The sequence below is a fragment of the Streptomyces adustus genome (assembly GCF_009377175.1).
GTDB lineage: Bacteria > Actinomycetota > Actinomycetes > Streptomycetales > Streptomycetaceae > Streptomyces > Streptomyces adustus.
Genome location: NZ_VJZD01000257.1, coordinates 1 through 13,352 on the forward strand (window position 1 = coordinate 1; position 13,352 = coordinate 13,352).

General features: G+C 71.6%; 12 protein-coding genes and 1 pseudogene. 5 read left to right on the forward strand and 8 right to left on the reverse strand.

Annotated features, from left to right (window positions below):
• Window positions 1-657: pseudogene (locus FNH09_RS47305) on the forward strand (tetratricopeptide repeat protein); the annotation flags it as partial.
• Window positions 658-734: 77 nt separating this feature from the next.
• On the opposite strand, the gene FNH09_RS38280 reads toward FNH09_RS47305, so the two are convergent.
• The 3 genes from FNH09_RS38280 to FNH09_RS38290 form a co-directional block, all read right to left on the reverse strand.
• Window positions 735-1,205, reverse strand: a complete 471-nt coding sequence (locus FNH09_RS38280; RefSeq protein ID WP_152894480.1) for a VOC family protein — start codon at window positions 1,203-1,205, stop codon at window positions 735-737.
• Between the two features lie 125 nt (window positions 1,206-1,330).
• On the reverse strand, window positions 1,331-2,398 hold the full coding sequence (rarD, locus tag FNH09_RS38285) for an EamA family transporter RarD (protein ID WP_162469726.1): 1,068 nt from the start codon (window positions 2,396-2,398) through the stop codon (window positions 1,331-1,333).
• Between the two features lie 138 nt (window positions 2,399-2,536).
• Window positions 2,537-3,391, reverse strand: coding sequence for an NAD(P)H-binding protein (locus FNH09_RS38290; protein ID WP_152894481.1), 855 nt, complete (start codon window positions 3,389-3,391; stop codon window positions 2,537-2,539).
• A 90-nt stretch (window positions 3,392-3,481) separates the two neighbouring features.
• Between FNH09_RS38290 and FNH09_RS38295 the strand changes: the two genes are divergently transcribed.
• Window positions 3,482-3,862, forward strand: coding sequence for a winged helix-turn-helix transcriptional regulator (locus FNH09_RS38295; protein ID WP_152894482.1), 381 nt, complete (start codon window positions 3,482-3,484; stop codon window positions 3,860-3,862).
• Window positions 3,863-3,895: 33 nt separating this feature from the next.
• Here the strand turns inward: FNH09_RS38295 and FNH09_RS38300 are convergent, their stop codons facing one another.
• From FNH09_RS38300 to FNH09_RS38320, 5 genes are all read right to left on the reverse strand, one after another.
• On the reverse strand, window positions 3,896-4,975 hold the full coding sequence (locus FNH09_RS38300) for a 2-oxoacid:ferredoxin oxidoreductase subunit beta (RefSeq protein ID WP_152894483.1): 1,080 nt from the start codon (window positions 4,973-4,975) through the stop codon (window positions 3,896-3,898).
• On the reverse strand, window positions 4,968-6,896 hold the full coding sequence (locus FNH09_RS38305; protein ID WP_162469727.1) for a 2-oxoacid:acceptor oxidoreductase subunit alpha: 1,929 nt from the start codon (window positions 6,894-6,896) through the stop codon (window positions 4,968-4,970). Before FNH09_RS38305 ends, FNH09_RS38300 begins: the two co-directional genes overlap by 8 nt.
• Before the next feature lie 416 nt (window positions 6,897-7,312).
• A complete protein-coding gene (locus FNH09_RS38310; RefSeq protein ID WP_338017814.1) occupies window positions 7,313-7,972 on the reverse strand; it encodes a LuxR C-terminal-related transcriptional regulator in 660 nt (219 codons plus the stop codon).
• 208 nt (window positions 7,973-8,180) lie between these two features.
• Entirely contained in the window at window positions 8,181-9,608 is a 1,428-nt protein-coding gene (locus FNH09_RS38315) for a sensor histidine kinase (RefSeq protein WP_152894484.1), read from the reverse strand.
• Between the two features lie 129 nt (window positions 9,609-9,737).
• Window positions 9,738-10,877: a sensor histidine kinase gene (locus FNH09_RS38320; protein ID WP_238427356.1), complete on the reverse strand. Its 1,140-nt coding sequence runs from the start codon at window positions 10,875-10,877 to the stop codon at window positions 9,738-9,740.
• A 404-nt stretch (window positions 10,878-11,281) separates the two neighbouring features.
• Here FNH09_RS38320 and FNH09_RS38325 point away from each other — a divergent pair, with 404 nt between their 5' ends.
• The 3 genes from FNH09_RS38325 to FNH09_RS38335 form a co-directional block, all read left to right on the forward strand.
• The gene (locus tag FNH09_RS38325; protein WP_375974090.1) at window positions 11,282-11,701 is read left to right on the forward strand and encodes an NADH-quinone oxidoreductase subunit A; all 420 of its coding nucleotides are present in this window, start codon (window positions 11,282-11,284) and stop codon (window positions 11,699-11,701) included.
• Window positions 11,692-12,300, forward strand: a complete 609-nt coding sequence (locus tag FNH09_RS38330) for an NADH-quinone oxidoreductase subunit B (protein WP_152894486.1) — start codon at window positions 11,692-11,694, stop codon at window positions 12,298-12,300. Before FNH09_RS38325 ends, FNH09_RS38330 begins: the two co-directional genes overlap by 10 nt.
• Window positions 12,297-13,352 (forward strand): NADH-quinone oxidoreductase subunit C (locus tag FNH09_RS38335; RefSeq protein ID WP_152894487.1); only part of this gene is annotated, 1,056 nt, incomplete at its 3' end. The genes FNH09_RS38330 and FNH09_RS38335, both read left to right, overlap by 4 nt.

The window sequence follows — 13,352 nt, forward strand, 5'->3', positions numbered from 1 at the left end:
CCCCCGAGTCCCACCGTCGAACCCCGCAGCCAGGCCCCCGCTCTCGGGGCGTCGCCCCGCCGTGCGCCGGAACCGCACCTCGACCCCTACGCCGTCGTGGACCCCGACCCCAAACCGACCCCCGCCCGGGGCTTCGACGCGGTCGCCGAGGCCGTGCTCGGGGACGAGCCGCCGACCGGGTCCGCGGACGCCCCCGCCCTCCTCGCGGAGCCGATCGCGCGGATCAGCGGCGCGGTGAAGGCGGGGCAGATCGATGTGGCGGCGGCGCTGGCCGAGCGGACCGTGGCCGAGGCGTCGGGAACGCTCGGCCGGGAGCACCCCGAGGTGCTCCGGCTGCTCGAACTCACGGCGTACATCGCCTATCTCGCGGGCGACCCGCTGCGCGCCTTCCACCTCTCCCTCGACCTGGCCCGGGTCCATCGCCGCGCCGGGGACGCGGAGGCCGCCTACGGCAACGTCCAGAGCGCGGCCGCGGCCTGGCGCGCGGTGCGTGAGCCCGTACAGGGCCTACAGCTGGGACAGGAGCTGCTCGGGCTGTGGACCGAGCTCACGTTCGAGGACGGGCCCGCCGCCGAGGACCTCGGTCCGCTGGAGTCCGCCCGCACCCGGATGAACCGCCTCGCCGAACGGGCGGCCCGCAACCCGGACTCCCGATAGCCGGACCGTCGGTCGCGACGCCCGGGTTCGTCACGACGGGTACGCCTCCCGCCGTCGTGACGGGAGGCGCGCCGGTGTCACTGCACGCAGAACTCGTTGCCCTCCGGGTCCGCCATGACCACCCAGCTGCCGCCCGGCTCGTCGACCTCGCGCAGCACGCTCGCCCCCAGCTTCAGCAGCCGCCGCACCTCCTCCGCCCGCCGGTCCCGGCCCGGGTGCAGATCCAGGTGCAGCCGGTTCTTGCCGGACTTCGACTCGGGGACGCGCTGGAACAGCAGCCGCTGCCCTCGCCCGGTCCCGCTGTCCTCGTCGTACGGATCGTCCGGATGGCGTACGGCGATCAGGTCCCGGAAGGCGGGACGGCCGTGGAACTCCACGGTGGCCGCGCCCGGCAGGGCACCGGCTTCCAGCAGCCGTTCGACGAGGGCGCTGTTGTCCTCGACCGTGTAGTGGAGCGCGGCGGACCAGAAGTCGGCCTGGGTGTGCGGGTCGAGGGCGTCGATGACGAGTTTCCAGTGCAGCGGGGCGGGAGCGGTCGTCTGCGTCATGGTTACCACTTATAACGGCACCCGCGGCCGGTCGCCCGGTGCCTCCACGAACGCGGCGCCCGCGAGCCGTCCGGGCGGACGGTTCGCGGGCGCCGGATGACAGTGGCCGCCGAGCGATCCTCCGGTCAGGCCTCCACGGGGGCGGAGCCGGCGGCGGCTCCGCGCACACCGGTCCCCGCCTCGGACCCGGCGGCGGCTTCGGCGGCGACTCCGGCCTCTGCTTCGGTGACGGTTCCTGAACCTGCCACGACGACGGCCGCCCCGGCCGCCGCGCCCGTCGGGAGCCCGGACCTGAGTCGCGCGGTGCGGCGCGCGGTGCGCAGCGCGTTCCAGGTGAGCAGGGCCAGGGCCAGCCAGACCAGCGCGAAACCGGCCCAGCGCTCGGGCGGCATGGCCTCGCCGAAGTAGAGGACGCCGAGCAGGAACTGGAAGACCGGGGCCATGTACTGGAGCAGGCCCAGCGTGGACAGGGGCACCCGGATCGCGGCCGCGCCGAAGCACACGAGGGGCAGCGCGGTGACGATGCCGGTCGAGGCGAGCAGGGCGGAGTGTCCCGCGCCCTCGCTCGTGAAGGTGGACTCGCCCTGCGCCGACAGCCACAGCAGATAGCCGAGCGCGGGCAGGAACTGGATCGCGGTCTCGGCGGCCAGCGACTCGAAACCGCCGAGGTTGACCTTCTTCTTCACCAGCCCGTAGGTGGCGAAGGAGAAGGCGAGCGTGAGGGAGATCCAGGGCGGGCGGCCGTAGCCGATGGTGAGGACCAGGACGGCGGCGGCGCCGATGCCGACGGCCGCCCACTGCACGGGCCGCAGCCGCTCCTTCAGCAGCAGCACGCCCATCGCGATGGTGACCAGCGGGTTGATGAAGTAGCCGAGCGAGGCCTCCACCACGTGCCCGCTGTTCACGGCCCAGATGTAGATGCCCCAGTTCACGGTGATGACCGCGGAGGCCAGGACGACCAGCGCCAGTTTGCGCGGCTGCCGCAGCAGCTCGCCCGCCCAGGCCCAGCGCCGTACGAAGACCAGCGCGACGGCGACGAAGACCAGGGACCAGGCCATCCGGTGGGCGAGTATCTCCGCCGGGGCGGCGGGCTTCAGCAGGGGCCAGAAGAGGGGGACGAGCCCCCACATCCCGTAGGCCGCGAAGCCGTTCAGCAGACCTGTCCGCTGCTCGCCCCTCGATTGTTCGGCCACCGGCCTCTCCTTCTCGCTCGTACACGCGAGCGCGTGTACGCAGAAGGTAACGCCGACCGCATCCGCCTGTCATGCCCGTATCGCCATACGGTCATGACGGAGACGGAGGCGGAGGTGCGGTCGGGGGCGGTGTCGCGGTCAGTCCTTGAGTGCGGCGGCGACGGCCTCGGCCAGCGGGGTGGTCGGACGGCCGATCAGCCGGGAGAGGTCGCCGGAGGTGACGGCCAGCTCGCCCTTCTCGATGGACGCGTCCACCCCGGCCAGGATCGCGACGAACGGCCCCGGGAGTCCGGCACCGGCCAGGATCTCGCTGAAGGCCTCGACGGAGACGGGGGTGTAGCCGATCTCCTTGCCGGTCTGCCGGCTCAGCTCCGCCGCGTACTCGGCGAAGCTCCAGGTCTCGTCGCCGCCCAGCTCGTACGTCGCGTTCTCGTGGCCCTCGCCGGTCAGCACGGCGACGGCGGCCGCCGCGTAGTCGGCGCGCGACGCGGAGGTCATCCGGCCCTCGCCGGCCGCCTGGACGACGGCGGAGTGCGCCAGCACCGGGGCCAGGTTCTCGGTGTAGTTCTCGTGGTACCAGCCGTTGCGCAGCAGCACGTAGGACAGGCCGGAGGCGAGCAGGACCTGCTCGGTGGCGCGGTGGTCGTCGGCGAGCGCCGCGGTCAGGCTGCCGGGGGCGCTGGTGTAGGCGAGCAGGGCGACACCGGCCGCGACGGCCGCGTCGATGACCACCTGGTGCTGCCGGACCCGGCCCTTGTCGAACTCGTTGCCGGAGATCAGCAGCACCTTGTCGCCGGCCGCGAAGAGGCCGTCGAAGGTCTCGGGGGCGTTGTAGTCGGCGACCGCGAGCCGTACGCCCCGGGCGGCGAAGTCGGCGCCCTTCGCCTCGTCGCGTACGACGGCGGTGATCTGTTCGGCCGGGACCTTCTCCAGCAGCTGCTCCACGACGTGGCGGCCGAGGTGTCCGGTGGCTCCGGTGACGACGATGCTCATGATCTGGATCTCCTTGTGGGGTGCGATGTCGTCAACCCTAGAAGGAGCGCTAACTCTGCGAAAGTACCCACTTTGAAGTAAGGTACCGACATGGCAGTAAGTGCAGTAGGCGGCAAGTACACCGTCACCGAGGACATGTGTCCCTACCGTCTGGTCCTTGAGCACGTCACCAGCCGCTGGGGTGTGCTCGTCCTGATCGAGCTGCTGGACCGCCCGTACCGCTTCAGCGAGCTGCGCCGGGCGATCGGCCGGGTCAGCGAGAAGATGCTGACGCAGACCTTGCAGACCCTGGAGCGCGACGGCCTGGTGCACCGGGACGCCAAGCCGGTCATTCCGCCGCGCGTCGACTACTCCCTGACCGACCTGGGGCGCGAGGCCGCGGAGCAGGTCCGCTCGCTGGCGATGTGGACCCATCGGCGGATGGACGACGTGGAGCAGGCGCGCCGCGCCTACGACGAGGCCCGGACCTGAAGGCCCGGGCCCGTTCGGGAACCTCCGGCCCGGTCAGCCGACGACGGTCCAGGTGTCGCCGCCGGCCAGCAGCGCCGCCAGGTCCCCCTTGCCGTTCTGCTCGATCGCCGTGTCCAGCTGGTCGGCCATCTGCGTGTCGTAGACCGGCCGCTCCACCGAGCGCAGCACCCCGATCGGGGTGTGGTGCAGCGTGTCCGGGTCGGCCAGCCGGGAGAGGGCGAAGGCGGTGGTCGGGGACGCGCAGTGGGCGTCGTGGACCAGGATCTGCGCCTCGTTCTCCGGGGTCACGGTGACCACCCGCAGATCGCCGGTGTGCTGGTCGCGTACGACACCGCGCGAACCGTCCGCCCCGAAGCGGATCGGCTGCCCGTGTTCGAGGCGGATCAGCGCCTCCTGCGACGACTGACGGTCCTTCAGGGCCTCGAAGGCGCCGTCGTTGAAGATGTTGCAGTTCTGGTAGATCTCCACCAGCGCCGTGCCGGGGTGCGCGGCGGCCTGCCGCAGCACCTCCGTCAGATGCTTGCGGTCGGAGTCGATCGTGCGGGCCACGAACGACGCCTCCGCGCCCAGCGCCAGGGACACCGGGTTGAAGGGGGCGTCCAGGGAGCCCATGGGCGTCGACTTGGTGATTTTTCCGACCTCCGACGTCGGGCTGTACTGGCCCTTCGTCAGGCCGTAGATCCGGTTGTTGAAGAGCAGGATCTTGAGGTTCACGTTGCGGCGCAAGGCGTGGATCAGGTGGTTGCCGCCGATCGACAGCGCGTCGCCGTCACCCGTGACCACCCACACGCTCAGGTCGCGCCTGCTGGAGGCGAGTCCCGTCGCGATCGCGGGCGCGCGGCCGTGGATGGAGTGCATGCCGTACGTGTTCATGTAGTACGGGAAGCGCGACGAGCAACCGATGCCCGAGACGAAGACGATGTTCTCCCTGGCCAGACCGAGCTCGGGCATGAAGCCCTGCACGGCGGCCAGGATCGCGTAGTCACCGCAGCCGGGGCACCAGCGCACTTCCTGATCGGACTTGAAGTCCCTCATGGACTGCCTGGCCTCGGCCTTGGGGACGAGCGAAAGTGCCTCGATCGTGCCCGTGCCTTCCGTGGACGTCTCAGCCATCGATGGCCTCCTTGAGCGCCGTGGCGAGCTGCTCCGCCTTGAACGGCATGCCGTTGACCTGGTTGTACGAATGGGCGTCGACCAGGTACTTCGCCCGGACGAGCGTGGCGAGCTGCCCGAGGTTCATCTCGGGGATCACCACCTTCTCGTAGTGCCTGAGCACCGCGCCGAGGTTGCGCGGGAAGGGGTTGAGATGACGCAGGTGCGCCTGGGCGACCGACTCGCCGGCCGCGCGCAGCCGGCGGACCGCCGCCGTGATCGGGCCGTACGTCGATCCCCAGCCCAGCACCAGCGTGCTCGCGCCGTGCGGGTCGTCGACCTCGACGTCGGGGACGTCGATGCCGTCGACCTTGGCCTGCCGGGTGCGGACCATGAAGTCGTGGTTGGCGGGGTCGTAGGAGATGTTGCCGGTGCCGTCCTGCTTCTCGATGCCGCCGATCCGGTGCTCCAGGCCCGGCGTGCCCGGGATCGCCCAGGGGCGGGCGAGGGTCTGCGGGTCGCGCTTGTACGGCCAGAAGACCTCGGTGCCGTCGTCCAGGGTGTGGTTGGGTCCCTGGGCGAACTGCACCCGCAGGTCGGGCAGCTCGTCGAGTTCGGGGATGCGCCAGGGCTCGGAGCCGTTGGCGAGATAGCCGTCGGAGAGCAGGATGACGGGCGTGCGGTAGGTCAGCGCCATCCCGGCCGCCTCCAGCGCCGCGTCGAAGCAGTCGGCGGGGGTGCGCGGGGCGACCACCGGGACCGGGGCCTCGCCGTTGCGGCCGTGCATGGCCTGGAGCAGGTCGGCCTGTTCGGTCTTGGTCGGCAGACCGGTGGAGGGGCCGCCGCGCTGGATGTCGATCACCAGCAGCGGAAGTTCGAGGGAGACGGCGAGACCGATCGTCTCGCTCTTGAGCGCCACGCCGGGACCGGACGTCGTGGTGACCGCGAGGGAGCCGCCGAAGGCCGCCCCGAGCGCCGCGCCGATTCCCGCGATCTCGTCCTCGGCCTGGAAGGTCCGTACGCCGAAGTTCTTGTGCCGGCTCAGCTCGTGCAGGATGTCGGAGGCCGGGGTGATCGGGTACGAGCCCAGGAACAGCGGCAGGTCCGCCTGGCGGGACGCGGCGACGAGCCCGTAGGACAGGGCCAGGTTCCCCGAGATGTTGCGGTATGTGCCGGTGGGGAACGCCTTCGCCGCCGGCGCCACCTCGTAGGAGACCGCGAAGTCCTCGGTCGTCTCGCCGAAGTTCCAGCCCGCGCGGAACGCGGCGATGTTGGCCGCCGCGATGTCGGGCCTCTTCGCGAACTTCGACGTCAGGAACTTCTCGGTGCCCTCGGTCGGCCGGTGGTACATCCACGACAAGAGACCGAGCGCGAACATGTTCTTGCTGCGCTCGGCTTCCTTGCGACTGAGGTCGAAGTCTTTCAGTGCCTCGACGGTCAGTGTCGTCAGCGGCACCGGATGGAGCTGGTAGCCGTCGAGCGATCCGTCCTCCAGCGGCGAGGCCTCGTATCCCACCTTCTGCATCGCCCGCTTGGTGAACTCGTCCGTGTTGACGATGATCTCCGCGCCGCGCGGCACGTCCCCGATGTTGGCCTTGAGCGCCGCCGGGTTCATCGCGACCAGCACGTTGGGCGCGTCCCCCGGCGTGAGGATGTCGTGGTCGGCGAAGTGCAGCTGGAAGGAGGAGACACCGGGCAGGGTGCCGGCGGGGGCCCGGATCTCGGCGGGGAAGTTCGGCAGCGTCGACAGGTCGTTCCCGAACGACGCGGTCTCGGAGGTGAAGCGGTCACCGGTCAGCTGCATGCCGTCACCGGAGTCCCCCGCGAACCTGATGATCACCCGGTCGAGGCGTTGTACGTCCTTCGCCCCACCCGGTTTGCGCTGCTCTCCTACGACGGCTCCGTCGGCCTGTTCCGCTGCGCTGCTGACCCTGCTGGTCACTGAACTGGACCTCCCTCGAGGCGGCTGTCTGGGAGCGGCCTTTGCGAAGACCCTCCCGAAATCAACCCTACGTCCGCAAGGGGCGCCTTCCCCGGGTCATCCGAGCGACGGTCACCGCTTCGGGGCGCTTGCGCGCCCAGAGGTGACACTCTCCCGACGGTCCGGCTCGACACGGTTCACTCGCCCCCGGCGCTTGCCTTGAAGACGTGCTGCGATCGCTGTCTGTCTCGGTGGTTCGACGGTTCGACGGTTCGGTGGTTCGACGGTTCGGTGGTGCGACGGTTCATTCGATGCGCGTGGTGCGCTTGGTGCAGGTAGTGCGCTCGGTACGTGTGGTGCGGGTGGTGCATTTCCGTGCGTGTGGTGGTTCATGCGGCCGTCCCACTGAAACAGGTGCCGACCGCAGTGTCAGTAAGTCATGAGTTCAGATAGGTGAGCACCGCGAGTACGCGCCGGTGGTCCCCGTCGCTCGGGGACAGGCCGAGCTTCAGGAAGATGTTGCTGACGTGCTTCTCCACCGCCCCGTCGCTCACCACCAGCTGCCGGGCGATCGCGGAGTTCGTCCGCCCCTCCGCCATCAGCCCGAGGACCTCCCGCTCCCGCGGGGTGAGCCCCGCGAGCACGTCCTGCTTGCGGCTGCGCCCGAGCAGCTGCGCGACCACCTCGGGGTCGAGTGCCGTACCCCCCTGGGCCACCCGCACGACCGCGTCCACGAACTCGCGCACCTCGGCCACCCGGTCCTTGAGCAGATAGCCCACACCGCGGCTGGAACCGGCCAGCAGTTCGGTGGCGTAGCGCTCCTCCACGTACTGCGACAGCACCAGCACCCCCAGCCCGGGGTGCGACTTGCGCAGTTGCACGGCGGCCCGCACCCCTTCGTCGGTGTGCGTCGGCGGCATCCGTACATCGGCCACCACGACGTCCGGCAGCGCGCCCTCCGCGTCCAGCTCCGTGATGGTCTTCACCAGGGCCTGCGCGTCGCCGACCCCGGCGACGACATCGTGCCCGCGGTCGGTCAGCAACCGGGTCAGCCCCTCCCGCAGCAGCACCGAATCCTCGGCGATGACCACCCGCACCCTGTCCTCCACGATCTTCGGCCCCCCACAGCCCGGCGTCTCCCGACGGCTTCCGCACGGGTCGCCGTACCCCCACCGGGTACCCGCCCGTACGTATACGTCCAGCATTCCAGCAATCGCATCCGACCGCGGCGCAGGTGACGGGAAAACGCGCCCGGCGTGCCGACTTTCGGCCTTCGGGCGCATTGTCGATGACGGGGGTCGTGTCCTACTCGGTTCCGCGCGGAGTCCTGCGGGAGCCGTCGGGGCCGTACGGCGGGGAGGGCCAGCCCCGCCAGGGCAGTTCCGCCGTCACCAGGGTCGGCCCACCGGGCGGCGAGTCCACCACCAGCAGCCCGTCCACCGCGTCCAACCGCCCGGCCAGCCCCGCCAGCCCGGAGCCCGCGGACGCGTCCGCTCCGCCGACCCCGTCGTCGAGGACCTGGAGCATCAGCCGGTCCTCCGCCTGCCACACGTCCACCGTCGCGCTCGTGGCCCGCGCGTGCTTGCTGATGTTCTGGAGCAGCTCGGAGACCGTGAAGTAGGCGATGCCCTCGATCGCCTGCGCCGGCCGCTCCGTCAGGTCCACGTGCACCCGCACCGGCACCGTGCAGCGCGAGGCGACCGACGACAGCGCGGCGTCGAGTCCGCGGTCGGTGAGGACGGCCGGGTGGATGCCCCGGGCGAGGTCGCGCAGCTCCTGGAGCGCCGTCTTCACCTCGCCGTGCGCCTCGTCCACCATCCGGGCCGCCGCCTGCGGGTCCTCGGTCAGCTTCTCCTTCGCCAGCCCGAGATCCATGGCCAGCGCCACCAGCCGCGCCTGTGCCCCGTCGTGCAGGTCCCGTTCGATGCGCCGCAGGTCGGCGGCCGCCGTGTCGACGACGACACCCCGGTCCGACTCCAGCTCCACCATCCGTGCCGCCAGCCGCGACGGCCCCAGCAGCCCGTGCACCAGCAGCCGGTCCACCTGCGTCAGCGCCCGTACGATCCACGGCGTGGCCAGCGTGAACAGCAGGCCGACCAGCGCGGTGACGGTGATCTCGAACGGGTTGTCGAGGTAGACCCGGTGGTGTTCGTCGCCGTACAGCTGGAGGCCGTCCTGACCGCCGTACATCGGGAAGACCCAGAACCACAGCGGGTACGTCAGCGTCGCCCATCCGTACGCCCAGAAGGTCAGCGCGACGCAGAACGAGAACACCGCCCACGGGAAGTGCAGCACCGCGTACAGCAGCTGCCGCCACGACGTGCCGCTCTTCAGGACCGCGCCCATCCACGCCCACGCGCCCCGCCCGCGCATCCGCAGCGGCTCGGGTTCGGCCACCTCCAGGCCGAGCAGCCCGCGGGCCCGCGCCCGCTCCAGAGCCCCGAAGCCCCGGCAGCCGGCCAGACCCGCCGCCAGCACCGGAATGCCGAGGAAGGTCACCAGCAGCCCCACGCCGACCGAGAGCATCGTGACGGCGTACGTGAACAGCAGAACGCTGATCGGCAGGCTCAGCAGGACGTATCCGAACTCGCGCCAGGCGCGCGCCTCGAACGGAGCCCGCAGCACGGCCGGCAGCCGGTGGCGCCGCTCGCCGCCGTCGTGGCCCTGCCGGTGCTCCTGCCCGTAGGACATCCCGTACTCCTGCCCGTACCGCGGTCCGTACTCGCTGGCCATCGGTGTCGTCCGTTCTGCTCGTCGGCGGGCCTGCTCCCGTATCTCCACCCTGCTCGATGGCAGGTCAGCGCGACATGGAGGCCGTCGGCCTCTTGGGCGGGGGGTTTTCCCCACCCCCGCGGGCCCGGCTCACCCGTGCGGGGAGTCCTCCGCGCGCTCCCGCCAGGGCAGCTCCGCGGTCACCGTCGTCGGACCGCCGGGCGGCGAGTCGACGACGAACAGCCCGTCGACCGCGCCAAGCCGCTCGGCCAGGCCCCGCATACCGCTGCCGCCGTCGAGCCGCGCGCCCCCGCCGCCGTCGTCCGAGACCTGGATGAGCAGCCGGTCGTCCACCCGCCACACGTCGACCGACGCCGACTTCGCCCCGCTGTGCTTGCTGACGTTCTGGAGCAGCTCCGAGACGGTGAAGTAGGCGATGCCCTCGATGGCCGCGGCGGGTCTCGACGGCAGCTCGGCCGTCACCTTCACCGGCACCGTGCAGCGCGTGGCGACCGACGACAGCGCGGCGTCGAGTCCGCGGTCGGTGAGGACGGCCGGGTGGATGCCCCGGGCGAGGTCGCGCAGCTCCTGGAGCGCCAGCTTCACCTCGCCGTGCGCCTCCTCCACCATCGCCGCCACGTGTTCGTCGGCCTGGCCCTCCAGCAGCTTCTCCTTGGCCAGGCCGAGCCCCATCGCCAGATTGACCAGCCGGGCCTGCGCCCCGTCGTGCAGATCGCGCTCGATGCGCCGCAGGTCGGCCGCGGCCGTGTCGACCACGACCCCCCGGTCGGACTCCAGCTCGGCGATGCGCCGCTCCAGCTCGTCGGAGGGCGACAGCAGCGCGCGCACCATCGCGCGGTCCGCGTTGGCGAGCCCGCGCGCCAGGAAGGGCAGCACGGGCCACAGCACGAAGAGCGAGGTCAGCGTGATGGTGAAGGTGAGGATGCCCCAGGGCAGCCGGATGACGTCGTACAGCGCCGCCCGCCAGCCCACCGGATCCTTCACCATCATCCAGATCCGCTGGAAGAACCCCTCCGTCCGCTTCAGCGGCAGCGGGCTCGGCTCGTCGATCCGTATCCCGAGCAGCGCCCGCGCCCGGCCGCGCTCGAACCGGCCCAGCAGTCGCGACCCCATCAGCCCCAGCGCCAGCAGCGGCAGCCCGACCACGGTGAAGGTGAGCACGCTGCTGACGAGCAGCGCCGTCGTCACGTAGACGAAGCCGAGCAGCGCCATCGGCAGGTTCGCCAGGAGATGCGCGATCTCCTTCCACGTCTGCGGGGCGAAGGCCATACGCGCCGGCGGCAGGCGCTCGTCGCCGCCGTCGTCGTCGCGGTCGGCGGCCTGCGCGCTCACGGTGGCACGGGCGCCCTGAGGGCTTCGGAGGTCTCGCGTGTCCCGGGCGCTTCGGGAGCCGTGGACGCGATGGGTGTCTCCGGCGACGTCTCCGCCGTCGGAAGGCATGGCTGCGGTCATACCGGCCAGGGTGCCCGGCGCGGCGCCACGGCGCCATGAGGTCGGCCACCGCGATCGACCGGGGGAAAACCCCACCGTCGGTCTCACCGTCGGCCCCGCCGTCGGATCTCAAGGCGTGACGGGCTGCTTACCGCCTCTTTATCAGGGCCTAGACTCCCGTGCGTACAGATCGTCGAACGCAGGGTTCACGAGGGTCACGAGTTCAGGGAGCGAGGCGGACGTTGCCGGACACGTTGCGGAACACGCTGCGGGACCCGTCCGTCGTCGTCGCGGCGGACTACTTCCACTCCTATTCGGTCGTCGGACTGCTCGCCGTCGTCGGCGTACTGTTCGTCGCCGTCGCCTTCGGGGCGGGCCGCCTGCTGCGCCCGGTGGTCCCCACCCCCGAGAAGCTCCTCACCTACGAGTGCGGCGTCGACCCCGTCGGCGAGGGCTGGGCCCACACCCAGGTCCGCTACTACGTCTACGCGTTCCTGTACGTCATCTTCGCCGTCGACTCGATCTTCCTGTTCCCATGGGCGACCGTCTTCGCCGACCATGGATACGGCGCGACGACGCTGGTGGAGATGTTCATCTTCCTCGGCTTCCTGACCGTGGGTCTGCTGTACGCATACAAGAAGGGCGTCCTGACATGGACGTGACCCCCGCCTCCCCCGAGCCCGTGCCGCTCCCCGAGCCGAAGCGGCTGGGCGCCCTCGCCCGGTTGGCTCCCGAGCCGATGAAGGTGGTCCTGAACTGGGGCCGCCGCTACTCGCTGTGGGTCTTCAACTTCGGCCTCGCCTGCTGCGCGATCGAGTTCATCGCCGCGTCCATGGCCCGCCACGACTTCATCCGTCTCGGCGTCATCCCCTTCGCGCCGGGGCCGCGCCAGGCCGACCTGATGGTCGTCTCGGGCACGGTCACGGACAAGATGGCACCGGCCGTCAAGCGCCTGTACGAGCAGATGCCCGAGCCGAAGTACGTCATCTCCTTCGGCGCCTGCTCCAACTGCGGCGGCCCGTACTGGGACTCCTACTCGGTCACGAAGGGCGTCGACCAGATCATCCCGGTGGACGTCTACGTGCCGGGCTGTCCGCCCCGCCCCGAGGCCCTGCTCCAGGGAATCCTGAAACTCCAGGAGAAGATCGCCCGGGAGTCGCTGGCCGAGCGCTACGGGAGCACGCAGCCCTCCGCGGCCGCCCTCCAGAGCGGGCTGGTGCAGCCGCCGCCGGCCCCCGCCGCAGCGGGTGAGAGCCGATGACCGCGGTCGGCTGGCTGCCCGCCCCCGCCGAGGAGCTCTTCGGCGCCCAGGCCACGGCCGAGGAGTCGTACGACGTCCTGACGGTCGACGTGCCGCCGGAGTCCTGGACCGCGGCGCTGCGCGTCGCCCGCGACGAACTGGGCTGCACCTACTTCGACTGGCTGAGCGCGGTCGACGAGCCGGGCACCGGTTTCCGCGTCTCCGCCCACGTGGCCGCGCTGGGGCCGGTGCGCCGGCTGCTGGTGCGCACGACCGTCCCGCACGAGTCGCCGGTCCTGCCGTCCGCCGTGGACGTCTACGCGGGTGCGGCCTGGCACGAGCGCGAGACCCACGAGATGTTCGGCGTCGCCTTCGAGGGCCACCCGGCCCTGGACCACCTCCTTCTGCCCGAGGGCTTCGAGGGCCATCCGCTGCGCAAGGACTTCGTCCTGGCGGCACGGGTCGCCAAGGCCTGGCCCGGCGCCAAGGAGCCGGGGGAGTCCGAGCACGGCGGCCCCAAGCGCCGCCAGATGCTTCCCCCTGGGGTTCCCGACCCGAACGAGTGGGGCCCGCTCAAGGGCCGGCTCCCGGCCGCCCCGGCCCGTCCGGCCCGCGCCGCGGGCCGCACCCCCGGCGAACGCCCGGTACGCCGCGCCCGTACGGCCTCGGAGGGCTCGGCCAGCCAGACGGCGCCGACGGCCACGGGTGCGGACGCAGGCGCGGTTGCGTCCGCGGGTGCGAACGCGGCTGCCGGTGCGGATGCGGGTGGGAGCGCGACTGCCGATTCGCGTGCGGGTGCGGGTGCGGACGCCGGTGCGCGGGCGGTTGCTACGCCCGGCACGGCCACCGGCCCCGGCACCGGCGCGGACCCGGCGGCGCGGACGCCCGCCGCCGCTCCGGCTCCCGCGCCCGGCACCGCCCGCCGGTCCCGCAGCGCGACCGGTGGGTCCGCCTCACAGCGAGCGGAAGCAGCGGCAGCGACAGAACCGACGGGCCCGACGGGACCGACGGAGGCAGCGGCAGGACCGACGGGAACGGCGGGAGCGCGTCGCGCCCGCCGTTCCCGTCGGTCC